Origin of the sequence: Sphingomonas sp., from assembly GCF_035998645.1 — a bacterium.
Taxonomy (GTDB): domain Bacteria; phylum Pseudomonadota; class Alphaproteobacteria; order Sphingomonadales; family Sphingomonadaceae; genus Sphingomonas.
This window is the reverse complement of sequence record NZ_DASYHL010000002.1, coordinates 1-21796: the sequence shown is the minus strand read 5'-3', so window position 1 is coordinate 21796 and position 21796 is coordinate 1. Positions and strand designations below refer to the sequence as shown.

At 66.9% G+C, this 21796-nt stretch carries 20 protein-coding genes; 12 read left to right on the top strand and 8 right to left on the bottom strand.

The window, feature by feature from the left end; genetic code table 11:
• Positions 1 to 41: 41 nt before the first annotated feature.
• From plsY to VGN66_RS00235, 3 genes are read left to right on the top strand one after another with little or no spacing between them, the layout of a single operon-like run.
• On the top strand, positions 42 to 647 hold the full coding sequence (gene plsY / locus VGN66_RS00245) for a glycerol-3-phosphate 1-O-acyltransferase PlsY (RefSeq protein WP_327516867.1): 606 nt from the start codon (positions 42 to 44) through the stop codon (positions 645 to 647).
• Positions 640 to 1725, top strand: coding sequence for a DNA-processing protein DprA (gene dprA, locus VGN66_RS00240; RefSeq protein ID WP_327516866.1), 1086 nt, complete (start codon positions 640 to 642; stop codon positions 1723 to 1725). Before plsY ends, dprA begins: the two co-directional genes overlap by 8 nt.
• On the top strand, positions 1722 to 2402 hold the full coding sequence (locus tag VGN66_RS00235; RefSeq protein ID WP_327516865.1) for a hypothetical protein: 681 nt from the start codon (positions 1722 to 1724) through the stop codon (positions 2400 to 2402). The genes dprA and VGN66_RS00235 overlap by 4 nt, the downstream gene beginning before the upstream one ends.
• 47 nt (positions 2403 to 2449) lie before the next feature.
• Here the strand turns inward: VGN66_RS00235 and VGN66_RS00230 are convergent, their stop codons facing one another.
• Positions 2450 to 2896 carry a hemerythrin domain-containing protein gene (locus VGN66_RS00230; protein WP_327516864.1) on the bottom strand — a complete coding sequence of 149 codons (447 nt, stop codon included), beginning with the start codon at positions 2894 to 2896 and terminating at the stop codon, positions 2450 to 2452.
• A gap of 122 nt (positions 2897 to 3018) precedes the next feature.
• On the opposite strand from VGN66_RS00230, the gene topA reads away from it, so the two are divergent.
• Positions 3019 to 5559: a type I DNA topoisomerase gene (gene topA, locus VGN66_RS00225; RefSeq protein ID WP_327516863.1), complete on the top strand. Its 2541-nt coding sequence runs from the start codon at positions 3019 to 3021 to the stop codon at positions 5557 to 5559.
• Between the two features lie 4 nt (positions 5560 to 5563).
• Here topA and VGN66_RS00220 read toward each other — a convergent pair whose 3' ends face one another.
• Complete coding sequence (locus VGN66_RS00220; protein ID WP_224923213.1) at positions 5564 to 5860, bottom strand: hypothetical protein; 297 nt, start codon at positions 5858 to 5860, stop codon at positions 5564 to 5566.
• A gap of 85 nt (positions 5861 to 5945) precedes the next feature.
• The gene (gene panC / locus VGN66_RS00215) at positions 5946 to 6788 is read right to left on the bottom strand and encodes a pantoate--beta-alanine ligase (protein WP_327516862.1); all 843 of its coding nucleotides are present in this window, start codon (positions 6786 to 6788) and stop codon (positions 5946 to 5948) included.
• A 77-nt stretch (positions 6789 to 6865) separates the two neighbouring features.
• Here panC and VGN66_RS00210 point away from each other — a divergent pair, with 77 nt between their 5' ends.
• From VGN66_RS00210 to pgmG, 3 genes are all read left to right on the top strand, one after another.
• Positions 6866 to 7666 (top strand): division plane positioning ATPase MipZ, encoded by an 801-nt coding sequence (locus VGN66_RS00210; RefSeq protein ID WP_327516861.1) that lies wholly within the window; start codon positions 6866 to 6868, stop codon positions 7664 to 7666.
• Entirely contained in the window at positions 7663 to 7971 is a 309-nt protein-coding gene (locus VGN66_RS00205; protein WP_414713160.1) for a J domain-containing protein, read from the top strand. The genes VGN66_RS00210 and VGN66_RS00205 overlap by 4 nt, the downstream gene beginning before the upstream one ends.
• A gap of 87 nt (positions 7972 to 8058) precedes the next feature.
• Positions 8059 to 9441 (top strand): phosphoglucomutase/phosphomannomutase PgmG, encoded by a 1383-nt coding sequence (gene pgmG, locus VGN66_RS00200; protein ID WP_327516860.1) that lies wholly within the window; start codon positions 8059 to 8061, stop codon positions 9439 to 9441.
• A gap of 16 nt (positions 9442 to 9457) precedes the next feature.
• On the opposite strand, the gene VGN66_RS00195 is transcribed toward pgmG, so the two are convergent.
• A complete protein-coding gene (locus tag VGN66_RS00195; protein WP_327516859.1) occupies positions 9458 to 10624 on the bottom strand; it encodes a tetratricopeptide repeat protein in 1167 nt (388 codons plus the stop codon).
• 102 nt (positions 10625 to 10726) lie between these two features.
• Here VGN66_RS00195 and VGN66_RS00190 point away from each other — a divergent pair, with 102 nt between their 5' ends.
• On the top strand, positions 10727 to 11488 hold the full coding sequence (locus tag VGN66_RS00190; protein ID WP_327516857.1) for an exonuclease domain-containing protein: 762 nt from the start codon (positions 10727 to 10729) through the stop codon (positions 11486 to 11488).
• A 176-nt stretch (positions 11489 to 11664) separates the two neighbouring features.
• Here VGN66_RS00190 and VGN66_RS00185 read toward each other — a convergent pair whose 3' ends face one another.
• From VGN66_RS00185 to VGN66_RS00170, 4 genes are all read right to left on the bottom strand, one after another.
• On the bottom strand, positions 11665 to 12582 hold the full coding sequence (locus tag VGN66_RS00185; protein ID WP_327516856.1) for a TraB/GumN family protein: 918 nt from the start codon (positions 12580 to 12582) through the stop codon (positions 11665 to 11667).
• Positions 12583 to 12613: 31 nt separating this feature from the next.
• Complete coding sequence (locus VGN66_RS00180; protein WP_327516855.1) at positions 12614 to 13054, bottom strand: hypothetical protein; 441 nt, start codon at positions 13052 to 13054, stop codon at positions 12614 to 12616.
• Positions 13026 to 13235: a helix-turn-helix transcriptional regulator gene (locus VGN66_RS00175; RefSeq protein WP_327516854.1), complete on the bottom strand. Its 210-nt coding sequence runs from the start codon at positions 13233 to 13235 to the stop codon at positions 13026 to 13028. Before VGN66_RS00175 ends, VGN66_RS00180 begins: the two co-directional genes overlap by 29 nt.
• Positions 13236 to 13303: 68 nt before the next feature.
• Positions 13304 to 14827, bottom strand: coding sequence for a sodium:solute symporter family transporter (locus tag VGN66_RS00170; RefSeq protein WP_327517547.1), 1524 nt, complete (start codon positions 14825 to 14827; stop codon positions 13304 to 13306).
• A 112-nt stretch (positions 14828 to 14939) separates the two neighbouring features.
• Here VGN66_RS00170 and VGN66_RS00165 point away from each other — a divergent pair, with 112 nt between their 5' ends.
• Genes VGN66_RS00165 through VGN66_RS00150 form a run of 4 tightly spaced genes read left to right on the top strand, consistent with a single transcriptional unit; the run spans position 14940 to position 21705 of the window.
• Positions 14940 to 15827, top strand: a complete 888-nt coding sequence (locus VGN66_RS00165) for a Ku protein (protein WP_327516853.1) — start codon at positions 14940 to 14942, stop codon at positions 15825 to 15827.
• A gap of 3 nt (positions 15828 to 15830) precedes the next feature.
• Positions 15831 to 18281, top strand: a complete 2451-nt coding sequence (gene ligD / locus VGN66_RS00160; protein WP_327516852.1) for a DNA ligase D — start codon at positions 15831 to 15833, stop codon at positions 18279 to 18281.
• Between the two features lie 59 nt (positions 18282 to 18340).
• On the top strand, positions 18341 to 20827 hold the full coding sequence (locus VGN66_RS00155) for a circularly permuted type 2 ATP-grasp protein (RefSeq protein WP_327516851.1): 2487 nt from the start codon (positions 18341 to 18343) through the stop codon (positions 20825 to 20827).
• Positions 20827 to 21705: a transglutaminase family protein gene (locus VGN66_RS00150; RefSeq protein ID WP_327516850.1), complete on the top strand. Its 879-nt coding sequence runs from the start codon at positions 20827 to 20829 to the stop codon at positions 21703 to 21705. The genes VGN66_RS00155 and VGN66_RS00150 overlap by 1 nt, the downstream gene beginning before the upstream one ends.
• Positions 21706 to 21796: the final 91 nt, after the last annotated feature.

Genomic DNA, 21796 nt, shown 5'->3' with positions numbered 1-21796 from the left:
GCTTACCGAAGACCCTAGCCTTTGTCCAAGCAAGGGGGATCATGCAGACGCAACTCACCACGATCGCGCCGGTGCTCGCCATCGCGCTTGGCTATTTTCTCGGTTCGATCCCGTTCGGGGTGGTGCTGACCCGGCTCGCCGGGGCGGGCGACCTGCGCCAGATCGGATCGGGCAATATCGGCGCGACCAACGTGCTGCGCACCGGGCGCAAGGGGCTGGCGGCGGCGACGTTGCTGCTCGACCTGCTCAAGGGCGCGGCGGCGGTGTGGATCGCGCAGGCGATCTGGCCCGGCCTTGGCGTCGTCGCTGCGGCGGGGGCGTTCATCGGCCATTGCTATCCGGTCTGGCTCAAGTTCAACGGCGGCAAGGGCGTTGCGACGCTGATGGGCATCGTGCTCGCACTCCATTGGCCGTCGGGCATCGTGTTTGCGGTGGTGTGGCTGGGGCTGCTCGGAGCCTTGCGGATTTCATCGGTGGCCGGAATGGCGGCCGCGATCAGCGCGCCGGTCAGTGCGGCGCTGATGAACCGGTTCGACATCGTGATGCTGCTGGTCGCGCTCGCCCTGATCGTGCTGTGGAAGCATCGCGAGAATATCGAACGGCTGCTCGCCGGGACCGAACCGCGCATCGGCCGCAAGCATGGCTGACGAGGCCGCGCGCCTCGCCCGCCTTCGCCTCATCCGGTCGCCACGGATCGGCCCGGTCACCTATCGCCAGCTGATCGCCCGCTTCGGCGACGCCCAGGCGGCGCTCGATGCGCTGCCTGGGCTGGCGCTGCGCGGCGGCGGGCAGGCACCGACGCTGGCCGATCCCGCGCTGGCCCGGCGCGAGCTGGCAGTGGTCGAACGACTCGGCGCGCGCCATGTGTTTCTGGACGATCCCGACTACCCACCGCTGCTGGGGGAGCTGGAAAATGCGCCGCCCGCGCTGATCGTGCGCGGTGACATGGCGCTGCTCACCCGGCCCTGCGTCGCGATGGTCGGCGCGCGCAACGCCTCGGCCGCCGCGTGCCGCTTCGCGCGGCAGCTGGCGCAGGGGCTGGGCGAGGCGGGGGCCACGGTCGTCTCAGGGCTGGCGCGCGGGATCGACACCGCCGCGCATCACGGATCGCTTTCGAGCGGCACGGTCGGCGTCATCGCCAGCGGCATCGACATCGCCTTTCCGCCGGAAAATGCGGAGCTACAGGAACGCGTCGCGCAGCACGGCCTGCTGATCGCCGAACAGCCGCCGGGCGCCGAGCCGCTCGCCCGCCATTTCCCCTCGCGCAACCGCATCATCGCCGGCCTCGCGCAAGGGACGGTGGTGGTCGAGGCCGCGCCGCGCTCCGGCTCGCTGATCACCGCACGGATCGCGGCGGAGGCGGGGCGGGAGGTGATGGCGGTCCCCGGCTCCCCGATCGACCCGCGCGCACAGGGCTGCAATTTGCTGATCCGCGAAGGTGCGACTCTGGTGCAGGGCGTGGACGACATCCTCGAGATGATCCGCCCGATCGACCCGCGCGCGGTGCGTTCGCCGATCTCCGGCTTCGGCGCGGAACCTCCGGGAGAGCCCGATGCCGCCGGGCGCGACCGCGTCGAAGGGCTGCTCGGTCCGGTGCCAGTCCCGGTCGATGAACTGATCCGCCAATCCGCCCTGCCCGGCGCGGCGGTGCAGCTGGTGCTGCTCGAACTCGAACTCGCCGGTCGGCTGGAGCGGCATGCCGGCGGGCGGGTCAGTCTGCGGTGAGCGCCGAATCGCCGCGAATCGCGGTCGCCGACATCATCGGGGACGCGTCGTCGCTGGTCGGCGCGCGCGCGCCGAGCTTCTTTATCGCAGCCGTCGCTTACGCCGCCTTCTCCACCTGGGCCGACGATTCGGAGTGGTCGTGGACGGTACAGCTGGTGCTGCTGACCGCCGCCATCCTGTTCCAGGGGCTGCTGCAGTACATCCTGTTCCGTCGCGCCTATGGTGACGCGAGCGGGGAGTGGGTCTCGGTCGCACTTGCCCCGCTCATTGCGATCACGCTTCAACTGCTGATCTGGATCGTCGCAGGCCTCGGCTATGTGTTGCTGCTGCTTCCGGGTCTGTATCTGGCGGGCCGCTTGTCGGCGGCCATCGGCATGGCGTCGGTCGAGCGGACGGGCCTGATCGAAAGCATGACCGGCAGCTGGCGCCGAACGCGGCGCTGTGCCTGGCCGCTGGTCATCGTTCAGGGAATCTTGCTGCTTCCGTTCGTCGCGCTCAGCGTTGCGATCATCGCGGCGACCTACGCCAATGATGGCGTGGAATATAGATCGATCGAATTCAGGGTGCTCACAAATCTTGCGCTGGCGGTCATGGCGATGGCCGGGTGGGCGGTGGCTGGCGCGGTCTTCCGCCTCACGGCGCCACAGCTTCACGACCCTGAGGACATCTTCGGCTGATAGGATGAGACCTTAGGTAGCGACTAGCGGTCGCCGACTAGTCCACTTTACCCCGCCATCACCCGCGCGCTCGCCTCCCGCAGCGTGATCGTGCCGGACGCGAGCGCGAGCGGGTAGAGAATCTCATTCTCGATCCGCACCCGCGCCGACAGCGCGGACAGGACGCGCTTGCTCGCCTCGATGAACAGCTCGCGGTCGCTCTCGATCTCGTCGGCGGTCCATTCATTGACATAGGCGCGCCACTCGGCGGCAAGCTGGTCGAAATCGCCCATCGCAATCTCCGCCGCCTCGCGCTGCGCCAGGTCGCCCTTGGCGAGCAGATGCGGGTACACCTCCAGATCCTCGGTCGCGAGATGGGCGGTGAGTTCGGTGTCCAGCCCGACGATCATCGTGCGCAGCATCGTCGGCGATGCTGTGGCGACGGCCCGCATCAGCGCGTCGGCGCGCGCGCTGATCTGCGCATGTTCGTCAATCAGCCGTTCGACCGAAACCATTGCCGGACCCTCCTCTGCCGACTCTTATAGACGATGCAGGTTAAGAGGGGGTGGCGTTCCGCTTGACGCCCGCTATTCAGCCTCCCCATCCTCGCGCGTACACGTAAGGACCGCCAAACCCCATGCAGCTCGTCATCGTCGAATCGCCCGCCAAGGCGAAAACCATCGAGAAATATCTGGGCAAGGACTATCGCGTCCTCGCCTCGTACGGCCATATCCGCGACCTGCCCGCCAAGGACGGCTCGGTGCAGCCCGATGACGGCTTTGCGATGGATTGGGAAACCTATCCCGATAAAGCGAAGCAGCTGAAAGCGATCACCGAGGAGGCCAAGAAGGCCGATCGCCTGATCCTCGCCACCGACCCTGACCGCGAGGGGGAGGCGATCAGCTGGCACGTTCAGGAAGTGCTGGCGAAGAAGAAGGCGCTCCCCAAGGAGGTCGAGCGCGTCACCTTCAACGCGATCACCAAGGCGGCGGTGCTGACCGCGATGGCCGCGCCGCGCCAGCTCGATACCGACCTGATCGACGCCTATCGTGCTCGCCGGGCGCTCGACTATCTGGTCGGGTTCACCCTCTCGCCGGTGCTGTGGCGCAAGCTGCCCGGCGCCAAGTCGGCGGGCCGCGTCCAGTCGGTCGCGCTGCGCCTGATCGTCGAGCGCGAGCGCGAGATCGAGCTGTTCCGCGCGCAGGAATATTGGTCGGTCGTCGCGCATCTCGAGCATGACGGCACCGCATTCGACGCGCGCCTCGTGCGGTTCGAGGGCAAGAAGCTCGACCGGCTGTCGATCGGCACCGAAGGCGTCGCGATGCGCGCCAAGGCCGCGGTCGAACAAGGCCGCTTCACCGTCGCCAGCGTCGAGACCAAGCCGGCGATGCGCAACCCGCCGCCGCCCTTCACCACCTCGACCCTGCAGCAGGAGGCGGCGCGCAAGCTCGGCTTCTCCGCCAGCCATACGATGCGGATCGCGCAGGCGCTCTACGAGGATGGCGCGATCACCTATATGCGTACCGATGGCGTGCAGATGGATGGCAGCGCGATCGACGAGGCGCGCAAGGCGATCGTGAACCGCTATCAGGCGAGCTACATTCCGGACAAGCCGCGCCAGTATCAGACCAAGGCCAAGAATGCGCAGGAAGCGCATGAGGCGATCCGTCCGACCGATTTCACCAAGGACAAGGCCGGATCGGGCGACCATGCGCGGCTATACGACCTGATCTGGAAGCGCGCGCTCGCCAGCCAGATGTCGAGCGCACGGATGGAGCGCACCACGGTCGAGCTGGAAGAGCCGACCGGTCAGGACGCGCTGCGTGCGACCGGCCAGGTGGTGATCTTCCCCGGCTATCTCGCGCTCTACGAAGAAGGCCGCGACGATGAAGGCGACGAGGATTCGCGCCGCCTGCCGGTGATCCGCAACGGCGACACGCCCGCCAAGAAGGGCGTCGACGCCGAACAGCATTTCACTCAGCCGCCGCCGCGCTTCTCCGAAGCCTCGCTGGTCAAGCGGCTCGAGGAACTCGGCATCGGCCGCCCCTCGACCTACGCCTCGATCATTCAGGTGCTCAAGGACCGTGCCTATGTGCGGGTCGAAAAGAACCGCTTCTTCGCCGAAGAAACCGGCCGGCTGCTGACCGCATTCCTCGAGCGCTTCTTCGAGAAATACGTCAATTACGACTTCACCGCCGGGCTTGAGGAAGAGCTGGACGACGTGTCCGGCGGCCGCGCCGGCTGGCAGGCGGTGCTCGACGCGTTCTGGAAGGACTTCCATCCGCGCACGCAGGAGGTGATGGAGCAGAAGCCGAGCGAGGTGACCGCCGAGCTCGACAAGTTCCTCGAACCCTATCTCTTCCCCGACAAGGGCGACGGCACCGATCCGCGGCTCTGCCCCTCCTGCGGCGTCGGCAAGCTGGCGCTGCGTGGCGGCAAGTTCGGCGCGTTCGTCGCCTGCTCCAACTATCCCGACTGCAAGTTCACCCGCCGCTTCGGCCAGCCGGGCGGTGAAGATGGCGGCGATAGCGGTCCGGAAGTGATCGGGCAGGATCCGGAGACCGGCGAGGATATCTCGCGCCGCTCGGGCCGGTTCGGGCCGTATATCCAGCGCGGCGAGGGCAAGGAAGCGGCGCGCGCGTCGATCCCCAAGGATATTCCCGAGCTGGATCTGGACTGGGCGGTCAAGCTGCTCAACCTGCCGCGCACGATCGGCAACCATCCCGAAACGGGCAACCCGATCACCGCGTCGATCGGCCGTTATGGCCCTTACCTCGCGCATGACGGCAAATATGCGCGGCTGACCTCGACGACCGACGTGTTCGAAACCGGCATGAACGCTGCAGTGGTCAAGCTCGCCGAAGCGGCGGCGGGCGGCGGGCGACCACAGCGCGGATCGCGCGAGCCGCTGAAGGTGATGGGCGCGCACCCGGTGTCGGGCGCGGAGATCAAGCTGATGGAGGGGCGCTACGGCGCGTACCTCACCGACGGCACGACCAATGCGACCTTGCCCAAGACGGTCGATCAGGCGGCGCTGACGCTGGAGGAAGCCGTCCAGCTCATCGACGCCAAGGCTGCCGCTGGCCCCGCCAAGAAAAAGGGCGGGCGCAAGGCTCCGGCGAAGAAGGCACCGGCCAAGAAAGCCGCGCCGAAGAAGAAGGCAGCGGCAAAGACCTGACGGATCAGGCCGCGCGCAGGCTCGTCATCTGCAGCCAGGCGCGCGCCTGTTTCTGCGCTTCGATGATCTCGCGCGCGGTCATGTCTTCCGCGACTTCGGCGCGCATGTACGGCGCCTCGGCGCTGCCCTTGAGGGCGGCGATGTTGAACCATTTGTGCGCTTCGATCAGGTCCATGTCGACGCCCGACGCGCCGCTCGAATAGACCATCCCGAGCTCATAGGCCGCGTCGGCGCTACCGCGCGCCGCATCCGCCAGCCGGCTGTCGATCAGGAACTGCGCACTCTTAAGACTGTTGCCCATGACATTGCCCCACTTCTCATCGCTCTCTTCATGAAAGCGAAGGTGGGGCATTCATGGTAACCAAATGGTTAACGGCGCTATCCGGTCAATCCGGGGCGGCCACGGAAACATTGTCGATCAGGCGCGTGCCGGCAATCCGCGCGGCGGCGAGCAGGCGGCGGGGCAGTCCCGCGACCGGTGCGCCCAGGCTGTCGGCATCGACCAGCTCGACATAATCGATATCGAATCCAGCCGCTTCCAGCGACGCGCGCGCGGTGGCGAGCGCGGCCGCAGGATCGTCGCCCTTCTCGATCGCGCGCACCGCGACGCCGAGCGCACGGGGCAGGGCGACCGCAGCGGCGCGATCCTCGGGCGCGAGATATGCGTTGCGCGAGGACAGCGCGAGCCCGTCATCGTCGCGCTGAGTCGGTACGCCGCGCACGTCGATATCGAAATCGAGGTCGGCGACCATGCGGCGGATCACCGCGAGCTGCTGGAAATCCTTCTCCCCGAACAGCGCGACATCGGGCTTCACCTGGTTGAACAGCTTGGCGACCACCGTCGCGACCCCGTCGAAATGACCCGGCCGCGCCGCGCCGTCGAGCGGCTCGCTGACGCCAGCGACCGAGATATTGGTCGCATGCCCCTCAGGGTACATCACCTCGACCGGCGGCATCCACAGCAGGTCGACGCCCGCTTCGGTCAGCATCCGCGAATCCGCCAGCTCCTTGCGCGGATAGCGGGCAAGGTCCTCGTTCGGGCCGAACTGCTTGGGGTTGACGAAGATCGACACCACCACCCGCTGTCCGGCCAGCTTCGCCTGCGCCACCAGCGCCATATGCCCGGCGTGCAGCGCGCCCATCGTCGGCACGAAGGCGATCCGTTCCCCATTGGCGCGGAATCCCGAAACGGTATCGCGAAGTTCGGAGAGCTGACGGATGGTTTGCACGCGCACAAGGCCTTGGATATGGAACGAAGGGCGGCCTTCTATGGGGGGCAGGCCCGCTGTTCAATCAGGGATGTTGAGTGACCGACGCAACGAACTCGCTGCACGTGATCGTCTTCGCCAACGAAAAGGGCGGGACCGGCAAATCCACGACCGCTGTCCACACCGCAATCGCGCTGGCGATGAAGGGTGCGCGCGTGTCGTGCCTCGACCTCGACCATCGCCAGCGGACGATGGGCCGCTATCTCGACAACCGGCTTCAGACGATGAAGCGCGTCGGGCGACCGCTGCCGATGCCGCGATACGAAACCCATGACGGCGAAAATATCGCCCGCTTTTCCGAAAGTCTGGAGCGGCTGGGGCAGGACACCGACTTCCTGATCATCGACACGCCGGGGCGCGACGACAAGTTTGGGCGGATCGCGATCACCAATGCCGACACGCTGGTGACGCCGATGAACGACAGCTTCGTCGATTTCGACCTGATCGGGCAGGTCGATCCGGACACGTTCCGGGTCACGCGGCCAAGCTTCTATTCCGAGCTGATCTGGGATTCGCGCAAGCGCCGCGCCAAGGCCGACGGGCAGACGATCGACTGGGTCGTCCTGCGCAACCGCATGCAGCATATCGAGGCGCGCAACATGCGGCGCGTGTCGGAGGCGATCGACCAGCTCGCCAAGCGCGTCGGTTTCCGCGTCATCCCGGGGCTTTCGGAACGCGTGATCTATCGCGAACTGTTCCCCAAGGGCCTGACCATGCTCGACAGCCGTGAGTTCGGTGAGATGGGCTTGGCGCACGTCGCCGCGCGGCAGGAGCTGCGCGAGATGATGGCTGGCCTCGCCCTGCCCGAACTGGAGTCGGCGATGCCGCTCTTCGCATGATCGCGAAATTCCTGATCGCGGTGCTGGTCTGCTGGCTCGGCTTTCGCTTGTGGCATGGCTGGGGACGGCCGCTTCCCGGCACGCCCACGCCGCCGCCTGCGCCGCAGCCCCGTGATCCGGAAGAAGCAGCGGCCTATGCGATCCTGGGCGTTACGCCGGGCGCGCAGCCCGACGAGATCCGCGCCGCGCACCGCCGCCTGATCACCAGCGTTCACCCCGATCGCGGCGGTTCGCCTGAACTGACGCGACAGGTCAACGCGGCGCGCGACACACTGCTGAAACCAAAGCCGGCACCGAAAAACTGAAACGCAATCCTGTCAGCTGCGTTTGACGGTTGAACTTTGCGTAACGCGCGCGAAATGAAAGCGCGTCGATTTCCCCTTGGAGGCCCCATGACCCATCGTTTCGATCCGACCTCGCTGCGCGAATATGACATCCGCGGAATCGTGGGCAAGTCGCTGGGGCCGGACGATGCGCGCGCGATCGGGCGCGGCTTTGCGACGCTGCTGCGTCGCGCCGGCGGGCACCGCGTCGCGGTCAGCCGCGACGGGCGCGTCTCGTCCCCGGTGCTGGAGGCGGCGCTGATCGAGGGGCTGACCGCGTCGGGCTGTGACGTGGTGCGGATCGGGCTCGGCGCGACGCCGATGCTCTATTATGCCGAGGCGATCCTAGAAGTGGATGGCGGCATCCAGATAACCGGCAGCCATAATCCCGGCGACTATAACGGCTTCAAGATGGTGTTTCAGCACCGTCCGTTTTTTGGAGCCGACATCCAGACGCTGGGCAAGATGGCCGCCGAGGGCGACTGGGACGAGGGCGAAGGCACCGTCTCCGACGCCGACATTCTCGACGATTATGTCGGGCGCCTGCTCGCCGGCTATTCGGGCGGCACATTCCGCATCGGATGGGACTGCGGCAATGGCGCGTCGGGGCCGGTGATCGAAAAGCTGGTGAAGCTCCTCCCCGGTGAGCATCACACGCTGTTCACCGATGTGGACGGCAATTTCCCCAATCATCATCCCGATCCCACCGAAGAAAAGAACCTGGCGCACCTCAAGGCGCTGGTCGCGGAAAAGAACCTCGACTTCGGACTGGCTTTCGATGGCGATGGCGACCGGATCGGCGCGATCGATGGGCAGGGCCGCGTGATCTGGGGCGATCAGCTTCTGTCCATTCTCGCTGAACCTGTGCTGCGCAAGGACCCCGGCGCGACAATCATCGCCGACGTGAAGGCCAGCCAAGCGCTGTACGACCGCATCGCCGAGCTGGGTGGCCAGCCGCTAATGTGGAAGACCGGCCACAGCCTGATCAAGACCAAGATGAAGGAAACCGGCGCACCGCTCGCGGGCGAGATGAGCGGGCACATCTTCTTCGCGCAGGACTATTACGGCTTTGACGACGCGCACTATGCCGCGGTCCAGCTGATCAACGCGGTTCACCTGATCGGCACGTCGATGAGCGATATCCGCAGCGCGATGCCGGCCATCGTCAACACGCCCGAAATGCGCTTTCAGGTCGATGAAAGCCGCAAGTTCGCGGTGATCGACGAGGTGCTGGCGCGGCTCAAGGAATCGGGCGCGGACGTCAACGACACCGATGGCGCGCGGGTCAACACCCCCGATGGCTGGTGGCTGCTGCGCGCGTCGAACACGCAGGACGTGCTGGTCGCCCGAGCCGAGGCGAAGGATCAGGCGGCGCTCGACCGGCTGCTGGCAATGATCGACGCGCAGCTTGAAGCGAGCGGGCTCGAGCGCGGGCCACAGGCGGCGCATTGAGCACCCGCCGGTCGCGCTAGCGCAGTTGCGCCAGATCCCATGCCGCGCGGACCTGCGCGGCATAGATCGGTGCACTGCGCTGCAACGCCGCCTGCGCATCGCGTGAGAAGCCGGTGTGGAGCTGTTGCCGTAGCCGCGCATCATCGGCGGCCACGCGCAGCAGCGCGCGAACTTCCTGCGGCGCCCGCCCGCTTGCCTGGAGATGCGTCGCCAGCCCCAGGATCGCCCGCGCGCGATCGGGGTCCATCGCCGGGCGGCGGATCAACACCGCGAGCGCGCGGCGATACCAGATTTCCGCCTCGTCGGTGCGACCCTGTTTCGCGATGATGGCGGCGACATAGCTGCGCCCCTTGGCGATCATCGGGTCTGAATCGCCGACCCGCGCCGCGGCGGCATCCAGCCCCTTGCGGAACAGCGCCTCCCCCTCGGCCAGCCGCCCCTGGCTGGCGAGGTTGTAGCCGAGATTGGTGTAGGTCACTGCCAGATCGAGCATTCCGCGATCGTCGGTCAGCGTCTCCCGCGCCGCCAGCAGCGGCGCATAGAGCGCCTCGGCCTCGGCAAACCGGCCCTGATCCTCGAGCATATAGGCGATGTCCTGCTGCGCCTGCAGGACATCGCGGCTCCCGGCGGGCAGGATGCGCGACCACAAGGCCAGCGTGGCGCGCATCGTCGCCTCGGCCTCCTTACGGCGCTCCTGATAGCTCAAGTTCCACGCCAGCGCATAATAGATGTCGGCGACCTCGCCGGGGTCCGGCTTGTGCGCGTCGACCAGCGCGAGCGCGAGGCGGTACAGCGGTTCGCCCTCGGTGAAACACGCCTGCTGCTCCATCGCGCCCGCCAGATGCAGATAGGTGCGAACCAGCTGCGGCGTGCGTGCCATCGGCCGGCGATCGGTGTGAAACAGCGGCGCGTAGCGCTCGGCCAGCGCAGGATCGCCGCCGTCGCGCGACGCGACCACCAGCTTGCCCCAGCTCGCCGCGCACTCAAGCGTTGGCTTGGCCGGATCGCACGCCGCCAGCTCCGCCCGTCGCGCGGCGATATAGCGCGCCCGCGCCGCATCGCCCCCGGCCAGCTCGATGCAGCGCGGCGCCCGTGCCGTCGCTGGCAATGCCGAAACCCCGGCCAGCGCTGGGCCGGCCAGCGTCAGTGTCAGGAACAGCAACAGGCCGCGCAGGAGATGCATGGTGCCATTTTATCGCAGCGCAGCCCGCGCGCCAGCGACGATCTCTGACAGGCGAGGTTGCGCAGGGGTGGCAAATCGCGGCGGGGCAGGCCACATGGGGGCATGGCTCCCCCCGCCCCCCAGATCATCCGCGTCATCGACCTTGAAACCACCGGACAAGCGCCGCCGCAGCATGGCGTGTGCGAGATCGGGTGGCAGGATGTCGCGCTGGGCAAAGATGGCCGCTGGGAGCTGGAAGGGGAGGGCGGCGCGCGGCTGGTCAACCCCGGCCGCCCGATCCCGCCGCTGACGATGGCGATCCACCATATCCGCGACGAGGATGTGGCGGACGCATCCTGGTGGCACGATGTCGCGCGTCCCGTGCTCGACCCCTGGCCGCGCCGCGTCGCGCTCGCCGCGCATCGCGCGAGCTTTGAGGAGCAGTTCTGTACGCCCGCGCTGACGCGTGGGGCCGACTGGATCTGCACCTATAAATGTGCGCTGCGGCTGTGGCGCGACAGTCCGGGATTTTCGAACCAGTTCCTGCGCTACTACCGCATGCCCGAGGGGCTGGAGCATGACCGCGGCCTGCCCGCGCACCGCGCCTTTCCCGACGCCTATGTCACCGCGCACCATCTGCGCGACATGCTCAACGAGTCGGGCGTCGCGCAGTTGATCGAATGGTCGAAGCTGCCCGGCCTGCTCCCGCGCGTCCGCTATGGCCCCGATCGTGGCAAGGAATGGAGCGAGATCGACGATGAATCGCTCGATGCCTTCCTGCAGGACCGCGACGAGGACATTCGCTACACCGCGCAGGTCGAGCTGGAACGCCGCCGCGGCCGGGGCCCGGAATTCAAACCGGTCCGCCAGCCGGATTTGTTTTAGACACCTCCAACGCGCTCCCCTCCCTGAAAGGGAGGGGCTGGGGGTGGGTGCGCGCGTCTGCGCGCTCAAAAATACCCGTGGTGCGCAACGCAGAGCGGCGACGAGGCATCGAGCCTCGCCGCCGCTAAACCTACCCCTGACCCCTCCCTTTCAGGGAGGGGAATTGGAGTGACGGATCAATACTCGATCCGCGCGCTCTTGATTTTGCGCTTGTCGAGCATGACCTGGACGCTGTCCGGGCCGGACAAATGGCCTGCACCCACCGCCATGAACACGACGCCCGGCTTGTCGAGCCGCGTGTCGATCCACTCCGCCCAGCGCGCGTTGCGGTCGGCGAGCAGCATCTTGCTGAGCTCGGGCGAGCTGCGCATCGCCTCGTTCATGATCGCGGCGAGACCTTCGGCATCGCCCTCTGACCATTCGGCGACCATCTTCTCGAACTCAGGCCCGACCTTGTCGAGCTGCGCGAGCGTCTCGGTCAGGAATTGCACCTGCGCGGCTTCCGACAGGCTGTTGAAAAAGCCGAACTGCTGGTCGAGGCTTTCGACACCCGAGATCGGCTTGTTGGCTGCCTTGGCCGCCGCCGTCAGCGCCGTCTCAGCGCCCGATGCCGGGTTGTAGCCCGCCTTGGTCAGCGCGATCAGGCTCAGCTGCGATGCGGCAAACCACGGCTGGAAGCGTTCGACTGCCTGCGCTGGAATGCCGGCATCGGCGACCGCCTTGGCAAACGCTTCACGCTTGTCGGCCGGAAGTCGCTCGCTCAGCTGCGGCCCGGTCTGCGTCACTGCGTGCTTGATGATCAGCGGCTGCACGGTCGCGAGATCAGGCATGTCGCCGATTTCGGTGACCAGCTCGCCGCTCGCGTCGAACGCGGTCTTCACCGCTTCGTCGAACCAGCTCAGGCCAGCCGGCAGGACGTGGATCGTCCCGAACAGATAGATGGTCGTGTCCGCGTCCTTGACCACCCAAAGGGCGGGATCGGCGTCCTTCATCTGTGCCGCAGGGGCGGGGGCCGCGGCCTGCTGGGCAAGCGCTGCGGGGGTGACGAACAACAGGGCGAGCGCAGTCGCTGCGCGGGGCAGGAACTTCTTCATAAACATCTCCACTTGCAAAGGGTTAGCGTGTTCAGGGACGAAATTTCTTGTAGCCATAGGCGAGCATCATCGCGGCAAAGGTCGCGACGGCGAGTAGCTCGTGCTCGGGTTCGCGGACCAGTCCGCCGCGCCACAGCAGATACCAGTTGGCGTAGAACGCGAGGTAGAAGTTGAGCGCGATCGCCGAAGCCCACTGATTGTCGCGCCGCTCCAGCTCATCGGTGACGCGGCGGTAGCGCCAGCTACCATAAACGAGAGCCACAGTAGTGATCAGCGACGCGCCGATCGCCCAGGCGGCGGGAATGCCTTCGAGAAACGCGCCGCCCTCGACCTCGAACATCGCCGAGAAAAAGCCGACCACCGCGCCTACGCCCATCAGCGTGAACAGGATGATCCGCTGGCGCCGCGTGCGGGCGCGCGCTGCCGCCAGACCGTCTTTGACCTCATTCGCCATCATCATGCTCCGCGTCATCGAAAATCTCCTCGATGCTCAATCCGAACAGCCGGGCGATGCGGAAGGCGAGCGGGAGCGAAGGATCATATTTCCCCGTCTCGATCGCGTTCACCGCCTGTCGCGACACGCCGAGATGGCCGCCAAGCTCCGCCTGGCTCCAGTCGCGTTCGGCGCGCAGCACTTTCAGGCGGTTCTTCACAGGCCGTCACTGCTCCATGACATTATGTCATCCACAGGTGACTATATGTCAGGGTAGCATGACATGAGTCAAGCGGCTTTTTTGCCCTGCGGAATCGCGGCCACAATCGCGGCGGCAAGCGTGCCGATGCACAACAGATAGGGGAAGGCGAGCCCCTGTGGCCCGAACGCGAAGGGCTGGAGCAGGAACACGGTCACGAAACCGGTGAGCAGCGCGGCGATCACCGATGCGGTTGTGCCGCGCGTCGTGAACAAGGCGACGGCATAGACGCCGAGCAGGCCGGCATAGGCAAACACCATCACCGACAGCACGAATTCGAGCAGGGGCATGTCGCTATGCTTCTGCCAGTAATAGCTCAGCACTGCGGTCGCGAACATCGCCACCGCCACCGCCGCCATGCCCCAGCGTCCGGCATGGACATAATGGCGATCCTCCGCCCCGCCGCGCGCCTCGCGCCACGGGCGGTAGAAGTCGCTGACAACCACCGACGACATCGAATTGAGCGCCGACGTAACGGTCGACACCGCCGCCGCGATCACCCCGATCGTCACCAGCCCGCGCAGGCCGGGGGGTAGCTGGGTCAGGATGAAATGGACGAAGATCGTGATCTTCTCGCCCGCGAAATTCGCCGAAACATTATTGGTCGCGCCCATCAGCTCGGGCCGGTCGTAAAAGATGTGCAGCATCAGCCCGATCGTCACGAAGATCGCGATGACGGGCACGCTGCCCAGCGCCGACATGATCAGGCTGCGCGCGCCGGTCTTTGCATCTGGGCTGGCGAGCAGGCGCTGGGTGGTATCCTGATCGAGGCCGGAGCTGGCGGTGTTGAGCAGGAACAGCCCGGTCACTGCGGCGAGCAACGTGAACGGCTTGGACAGGTCGGTTGAGAGGTCGAACAGCCGCAGCTTGTTGGTGCCATCGGGCGCGTTGCGCAGCGCGTCGATCAGCGCCGCGTTATCGAGCGGGATCGCAGAGCGCAGGAACACCAGCACCGCGATGGCGGCGCCGGCATAGACGATGAACTGGACGAAATCGTTCCAGATGACCGACTTGAGGCCCCCGCGCAGCGTGAAGGCGAGGCTCGCGAGCATCACCGCCGCCGCCGACAGGATGATTGACCCGGCATCGATCGCGTTGAACCCGACCATCGCAATCGCGATTGCTGCCAGATATACGCGCGCGCCGCCCGACAGGATGCGCCCCGCCAGATACATGCCGCCCGCCCAGCGCATCGCCCGCGCATCATAGCGCGTCTCGAGCAGCTCATAGACCGTGGCGACGCGCAGCGCGTAGAAGCGCGGGATCAGCACATGCGCGACGAAGAACGCCGCGAGCACCGCGCCCACCACTGCGCCCAAATAGCTGTAATCGCTGCGATATCCGTAATCGGGTGCGCCGAGGAAGGTCGCGGCGGATTGCTGCGTCGCCAGCACCGACACGGCGGCCAGCCACGCCGGCACGCTGTTTCCCGCGAGGAAATAATCCCCCGTGCTGCGCGTCTCGACCCGGTTGAAATGCCAGGACAGCCCGGCCAGCACGGCGAGGTAAAGCCCGACCACCATCCAGTCGAGCGCGGCGAAATGCAGCATCATCGCCAAGGTGTAGCAGAGGCGTTCCCGACGTCACGCGGCAAGTTGCGGCGCGCTCACGGAACGACTCCCGCGCTCGCGCTTTGAATCGGCTTCGCAACAACAAGGATGTCCGATGGCAGCGCGCGCATATTGGCAGGGGCAGATTCGTCTCGCGCTGGTCTCGATCCCCGTGGAAATCTACAGCGCGACCCGCTCGGGCGCGTCGGTGTCCTTCCACCAGATCCACGAACCCTCGGGCAAGCGGATCAAATATGAAAAGGTTGTGCCCGGCCTCGGCGCGATCGACACCGATGAGATCATGAAGGGGTTTGAGGTCGAAAAGGGCGAATATGTCCTGCTCGACCAGGACGAGATCGACGCGGTGAAGCTCGAATCCAAGAAGACGCTCGAACTGACCCAGTTCGTCGACGCGCATGAGATCGACGTCCTCTATTACGAAAAGCCCTATTTCGTCGTCCCCGCCGACGACCTTGCCGAAGAGGCATTCGTCGTGCTGCGTGAGGCGCTCAAGCGCACGAAGAAGGTCGGGCTTGGCCAGCTCGCGATGCGCGGGCGCGAATATGTGGTGAGCCTCAAGCCGTGCGGCCGCGGCATGGTGCTGGAAACGCTGCGCTATGCCGATGAGGTGCACAAGGCGCAGGGCTATTTCCGCGACATCCCCGATGCCGAGCCGGACGAGGACCTGCTCGGCCTCGCCGAATCGCTGATCGAGAAGAAGTCGGCGAAGTTCGATCCCGCGACCTTCCACGACCGCTATGTCGATGCGCTCAAGGGACTGATCGAACGCAAGCAGAAGCAGAAGGGCAACCGCAAGATCATCGACGACAAGGATGGCGGGGCAGACCCGCGCGGCGGCAATGTCGTCGACCTGATGGCGGCGCTCAAGAAGAGCCTCGAAAAGCCCGGTGCGGCGAAGAAGGCGCCGGCCGAAAAGGCTCCGGCAAAGAAACCCGCCGCGAAGAAAGCGCCGACGAAGACCCCGGCGAAGAAGCGCGCCTGATCCATGGCCACGCCCGATCCGCTCGAACGCTATAATGCGAAGCGCGATTTCGCCAAGACGGCGGAACCGCGCGGCGAGATCGCCAAGGGCGAGGGCCGAACCTTCATGGTGCAGAAGCACGACGCGACCCGGCTGCACTGGGATTTGCGGCTGGAAGTGGACGGCGTCCTCAAAAGCTGGGCGGTGACGCGCGGCCCCAGCCTCGACCCTGACGAGAAGCGCCTCGCGGTGCGGACCGAGGATCATCCCTTGTCCTATGCGACGTTCGAAGGGACGATTCCGGCAGCCGAATATGGCGGTGGCACGGTGATGCTGTGGGATCGCGGCAGCTGGGCGCCGATCAAGGGCAAGAGCGCGAAGGATCTGGAGAAAGGCCATCTGCACTTCACGCTCGATGGTGAGCGGATGAAGGGCGATTGGCTGCTGATCCGCCTCAAGCCGCGCGGCAAGGAAAAGCGCGAGAACTGGCTGCTGCGCAAGATCGACGACGCTTATGCCGGCGCAACCGACGCGCTGGTCGAGACGGGCCTGACCAGCGTCGCCACCGGCCGCACGATGCAGGAGATTGCAGAGGGCAAAACACCGTCGCCCCGGCGCAGGCCGGGGCCGCCATCGTCTAGCGCGATCCGACCGCGCCGGGACGACGCCAAACCCCCCGCCTTCCGCCCACCCCAACTCGCCACGCTGGTCGACACCGTCCCCGCCGGCAATGGCTGGCTGCACGAGATGAAATATGACGGCTACCGCGCGCTGATCGCGATCGGCAACGGCGGGCCGCACGTCTATACCCGCAGCGGGCTCGACTGGACCGACAAGTTCACCGGAATTGCTGAGGCCGCCGCGACGCTCTCCGCCGCATCCGCGCTGATCGATGGCGAGGTGGTCGCGTTCAAGAACGGCAAGCCCGATTTCTCGACGCTTCAGGACGCGCTCTCGAACGGCAGCGGCGACCTCGCCTTCTTCGCCTTCGACCTGCTCGAACTCGACGGCGAGGAGCTGACCGACCTGCCGCAGATCGAGCGCAAGGAGCGGCTGCGCACCCTGCTCGACGGCGCCGATCCGCGCCTGCTTTTCTCCGAACATGTCCTCGGTGCGGGCGAGAAACTGTTCGAGGCGATGTGCCGCGAGGGGCATGAGGGCGTGATCTCGAAGCGCGCCGATGCCCCCTATCGCGGCAAGCGGACCAAGAGCTGGCTCAAGATCAAATGCACGCGGCGGCAGGAATTCGTGATCATCGGCTGGCTGCCCAGCAGCGCAAGCGGACGCGGGCTGAAATCGCTGCTGCTCGGCGTGCATGAGGATGGCGCGCTGCGCTACGCTGGCAAGGTCGGCACCGGGTTCAACGCGACCAACTCCGCCGATCTGATGGACAAGCTCGCCCGGATCGAACGCAAGACGCCGCCCGCCGAGGTGCCCAAGGTTGCCGCACGCGGCGCGCAGTGGGTGACGCCCAAACTGGTCGCCGAAGTCGCCTTCGCCGAATTCACCGCCGAAAATGTCGTCCGCCACGCCAGCTTCATCGCGCTGCGCGATGACAAGCCCGCCGCCGACATCGTCCCCGAACGCGCCGCCCCGCCGCCGGCCGCGCCGCACAGCGACGTAAAGATCACCAACCCCGACCGCGTGATCTTTCCGGATTCGAAGATCACCAAGGGCGACCTCGCCGACTATTACGCCGCCGTCGCGCCGATTATGCTGCCCTGGCTCGCCCACCGCCCGATCAGCCTGGTCCGCTGTCCGCAGGGCCGCGCGAAGCAATGTTTCTTCCAGAAGCATGACGCGGGCAGCTTCGGGTCGCATGTCCATCAGGTCGATATTCGCGAGAAGGACGGATCGACCGAACCCTATCTGTGGGTCGACGATGCCGATGGCGTGCGCGCCTGCGTCCAGATGGGAACGATCGAGTTTCACGGCTGGGGCAGCCGGGTCGAGGATGTCGAAAAGCCCGACCGGCTGGTGTTCGATCTCGACCCCGACGAAGGGCTCGACTTCGCCAAGGTGAAGACCGCGGCGGCGGACCTCAAACAGCATCTCGCCGATATGGGCCTGACCAGCTTCGCGATGCTGACCGGGGGCAAGGGCGTGCATGTGGTCGTACCACTGACCCCGCAGGCAGAATGGCCCGCCGCCAAATCCTTCGCCGATCGCTTCGCCCGCGCGCTGGCACAGGCGGAGCCCGATCGCTTCACCGCCAACCTCAAAAAGGCCGATCGCAAGGGCCGGATCTTTATCGATTATCTGCGCAACCAGCGCGGCAGCACGGCGGTGATGCCCTATGTCTCCCGCGCCCGCCCCGGCGCGCCCGTATCCGCGCCGGTCAGCTGGAGCGAGCTGCGCGACGCCGACAGCGCGCAATTGTTCAGCGTGCGCGACGCCGCCCTGTTGCTCGAGCGCGCAACCGGACGCGCGCTCGCCGGTTGGGGTCAGGCGGATCAGGTGCTGCCCGATATCTGATCCTTGTTGCACCTGCGCAGTAACCCCGTCACAGAACATCAGGTCCAAGGGGGTAATGAATGGCGAGCGCTGTTGCGGACACCGGCTATGACACGGCGGCGATCGCGCGGCGCTGGCTGACGGACTATCGCGCCGCGACCCCCGCGACCGATATGCTCTACGCCGCCGGGTTGGACGACCCGGCTTGGAACGCAGCGCTTGAGGAACTGGCCGAGCGCGCGGGCGAAGATCTGACGTCGGCGCGGGAGCGGGCGCAGCGCCATGCCGAGGATATCGGCACCGGCTTTCGCATTCCCGGCGAGGGCGAGGAGCGGCCCTGGCCGCTTTCGCCGATCCCGCTGCTGATTGAAAAGGCCGAGTGGCAGGGGATTGCTGAAGGCGTCGCGCAGCGCGCCGATCTGCTTGAGGCGATCCTTGCCGACAGTTACGGCCCGCAAAATCTGGTGCGCGGCGGCAGCCTGCCCGCGACCCTGCTGACCGGCAGCCCCTATTTCCTGCGCCCGATGATGGGGCTGGAGCCGCCCGGCGGCTGCCATCTTCACTTCGTCGCATTCGACCTGTGCCGCGGACCGTCGGGCGAATGGCGCGTGCTCGCCGATCATCTGCGTGCGCCCGCCGGGGCGGGCTATGCGCTGGAGAATCGGCTGGCGATCGCGCGGATGCTGGGCGGACTTCAGGGGCGGCTCAATATCGAGCGGCATGCACCCTTCTTTGCCGCGTTCCGCGAAGGCATCGCCGCGCGCTGCCGCCGCAGCGATCCGCGTATCGGCCTGCTCACCCCGGGCCGCCTTACCCCCAGCTATGCCGAACAGGCGCATCTCGCGCGCTATCTCGGATTCCTGCTGGTCGAGGGTGGCGACCTCGCGGTTCTCGACGACCGCGTCTATCTGCGCACCATCGCGGGATTGAAGCGCGTCGATGCGCTGTGGCGGCGCGTCGATCCGCGCATGATCGACCCGCTCGCGTTCGACTCGCACTCGGCGATCGGCGTGCCCGGCCTGATCGACGCGATGGCGCAGGGGGAAGTGGTGATCGCCAATTCGCCCGGCGCCGGGATGCTGGAGGCACCCGCCTTTGCCGCGTTCCTGCCGCGTGTCTGCGCCCGGCTGACCGGCGAGAGCCTGAAGCTCGCCAATATCGCGACCTGGTGGTGCGGCCAGCCGCGCGAATGCGCTGAAGTGGCCGCTGACCTCGACAATATGGTCATCGCCCCGGCGTTCGGCGTGGCGACCAATGTGCTGCCCGGAGGCGGGGCGATGCTGGGATCGGCGATGTCGCCCGAGACGCGCGCCGCGCTGCGCGCCGATTTCGAACGCCGGCCGCAGGATTATGTCGGGCAGGAAGTCGTGCGCCTGTCGACCATGCCGGTGGTCAGCGACGGTCGGCTGGAGGCACGCCCCTTCACCCTGCGCGTATTCGCGGCGCGCGGTGCGGACGGCAGCTGGCACGTGATGCCCGGCGGCTTCGCGCAAATCGGAGAAAAGCCCGATGCGCGCGCGGCGGTGATGGGGGAGGGCAACTGGTCCGCCGATGTCGTCATCCATGGCGGCGAACCGGTCGCGCCCGTCACCCTGCTCCAGCGCAGCGACACCACCCAGCTGCGCCGCAACCCCGGCACGCTTCCCAGCCGCGTCGCCGATAACCTGTTCTGGCTCGGCCGCTATCTCGAGCGCGGCGAGGCCCGGCTCGGCGTGATCCGCGCGCTGCTCGGTCATTCGATCAGCGCCGACAGCGGCGCCGCGCTCGCCGCCGACACTGTCGGGCGGCTGGTGGGCCTGGTGGTCGAGGCGGGTGCGGGGCCACAGCCGGACAGCCTTGGCCGCGCGCACCTCACCCGCTTTGCCGAAGCGGCGATGGACGCCACCGATGGCTGGTACAGCGTGCGCGCGATCAACCGTCAGGCGCGCGCGATCGGCGCGGTCAGCCGCGACCGGCTGTCCGCCGATATGATCCGCCTGCTCGACGCGCCCTATCCCACGCGCGGGAGCGCGCTTGACCGCGCCGGGTCGCTGCAACGACGCTATTCCGCGCTCGCGGGCCTGTCGTCCGAACATATGGGCCGCACCGACGCCTGGCGCTTCCACGACCTGGGTCGCCGCGTCGAGCGCGCCGTCGCAACCGTCGCGGCACTGCGCGTCCTCGGCCATGTCGAGGCCACCAGTGACGACCTGTCCGCGCTGCTCGACCTTGCCGACAGCCAGATCAGCTATCGCCAGCGTTACCTGACCGGCATCGCCCGCGTGCCGGTGCTCGACCTGATCGCACTCGACCCCGGCAATCCGCGCGGCATCGCGTTTCAGGTCGCGGCGATCTCGGCCCATCTCGAAGCATTGCCGCGCCTGTCCGACGATGGCCTGGCCGAGCCGCAACAGGCAATCGCCCGCGAACTCGCCGCGCTGGTCGCGACGGCGCACGCCGCCAGCTTCGACCTCGATCAGCTCTACGCCATCGGCAACAAGCTCGCCGCGCTGTCCGAAGCGGTCGCCCGCCGCTATTTCCTCCACGGATCGGAACCGCTGCGCGCCGCCGGGCTTGTTGTCGGCTGATGCGCTACGCCATTCGCCACGTCACAAGGTTCGACTATGCCGAGCCGGTCGGGTTCGCCCGCTGCAATCTGCGCCTTAAGCCGATCCACTGGTCGGGGCAGGAACTGCATGACTATAGCCTGACGATCCTGCCCGGCGGCGACACTGCGCCCGCGCGTGCGGAAGCTGGCCTCGCCAATGTCGTGCGGCTGGTGGTGACTCAGGCGGTGCAGAGCCTGACGATCGAGAGCCGCTGCACGATCACCGTCGATCGCCCCGTGCCGATGCCCGCGCCCGACGATCCCACGCTGGCGCAGGTCGCAGCTGAAGCGCGTGCCAGCCGCGATGCCGGTCCCGCCAGCCCCGCATCCTACCTGTTCCCCTCGCCGCTGATTCCGCTCGACCGCGACATTGCGGAGTGGTGCGCGCAGGAACTCGATCCGGGCCGCGGCGCGCTCGAAGCCGCCATCGCGCTCGCCTGTCGCATCCAGGATGAATTCGCGTTCGATCCCACCGCAACTCTGGTCGACACGCCCCCGCGTGAGGCGTTCCTCAAGCGCGGCGGCGTATGTCAGGATTTCGCGCAGATCATGATTTCCGGCCTGCGCGCCGCCGGCCTGCCCGCCGCCTATGCCTCGGGCTATCTGCGCACGCTCCCCCCGCCCGGCCAACCGCGCCTCGTCGGAGCCGATGCGACCCATGCCTGGGTGCTGTTGTGGTGCGGGCATGCGCGCGGCTGGGTCGGGGTCGATCCCACCAACGGCATCTGGATGGCGAGCGACCATGTCATCATCGCGATCGGCCGCGATTACACCGACATCGCCCCGATCGACGGCATCGTGCTCGGCTCGGGGGCGCAGGACATGCACGTATCGGTGGACGTCGAGCCGCTGGATTAGAGTCGTTTTCAGCTTCGCTGAATCGGCACCGGCCCGCTCCCCCACCCGGCCACCCATAGAATACACTGTCGTTGGGTGGCCGGGTGGGGGA

What these genes read in the sequence shown, in the direction of transcription:
- plsY (WP_327516867.1), top strand. Translation starts at nt 42, where the DNA reads ATGCAGACGCAACTCACCACGATCGCGCCGGTGCTCGCCATCGCGCTT.
- VGN66_RS00180 (WP_327516855.1), bottom strand. Translation starts at nt 13,054, where the DNA reads ATGACGCGGAGCATGATGATGGCGAATGAGGTCAAAGACGGTCTGGCG.
- VGN66_RS00170 (WP_327517547.1), bottom strand. Translation starts at nt 14,827, where the DNA reads ATGATGCTGCATTTCGCCGCGCTCGACTGGATGGTGGTCGGGCTTTAC.
- VGN66_RS00230 (WP_327516864.1), bottom strand. Translation starts at nt 2,896, where the DNA reads ATGGTTTCGGTCGAACGGCTGATTGACGAACATGCGCAGATCAGCGCG.
- VGN66_RS00155 (WP_327516851.1), top strand. Translation starts at nt 18,341, where the DNA reads ATGGCGAGCGCTGTTGCGGACACCGGCTATGACACGGCGGCGATCGCG.
- VGN66_RS00205 (WP_414713160.1), top strand. Translation starts at nt 7,663, where the DNA reads ATGATCGCGAAATTCCTGATCGCGGTGCTGGTCTGCTGGCTCGGCTTT.
- pgmG (WP_327516860.1), top strand. Translation starts at nt 8,059, where the DNA reads ATGACCCATCGTTTCGATCCGACCTCGCTGCGCGAATATGACATCCGC.
- VGN66_RS00190 (WP_327516857.1), top strand. Translation starts at nt 10,727, where the DNA reads ATGGCTCCCCCCGCCCCCCAGATCATCCGCGTCATCGACCTTGAAACC.
- VGN66_RS00220 (WP_224923213.1), bottom strand. Translation starts at nt 5,860, where the DNA reads ATGGGCAACAGTCTTAAGAGTGCGCAGTTCCTGATCGACAGCCGGCTG.
- ligD (WP_327516852.1), top strand. Translation starts at nt 15,831, where the DNA reads ATGGCCACGCCCGATCCGCTCGAACGCTATAATGCGAAGCGCGATTTC.
- VGN66_RS00185 (WP_327516856.1), bottom strand. Translation starts at nt 12,582, where the DNA reads ATGAAGAAGTTCCTGCCCCGCGCAGCGACTGCGCTCGCCCTGTTGTTC.
- VGN66_RS00195 (WP_327516859.1), bottom strand. Translation starts at nt 10,624, where the DNA reads ATGCATCTCCTGCGCGGCCTGTTGCTGTTCCTGACACTGACGCTGGCC.
- VGN66_RS00150 (WP_327516850.1), top strand. Translation starts at nt 20,827, where the DNA reads ATGCGCTACGCCATTCGCCACGTCACAAGGTTCGACTATGCCGAGCCG.
- VGN66_RS00165 (WP_327516853.1), top strand. Translation starts at nt 14,940, where the DNA reads ATGGCAGCGCGCGCATATTGGCAGGGGCAGATTCGTCTCGCGCTGGTC.
- dprA (WP_327516866.1), top strand. Translation starts at nt 640, where the DNA reads ATGGCTGACGAGGCCGCGCGCCTCGCCCGCCTTCGCCTCATCCGGTCG.
- topA (WP_327516863.1), top strand. Translation starts at nt 3,019, where the DNA reads ATGCAGCTCGTCATCGTCGAATCGCCCGCCAAGGCGAAAACCATCGAG.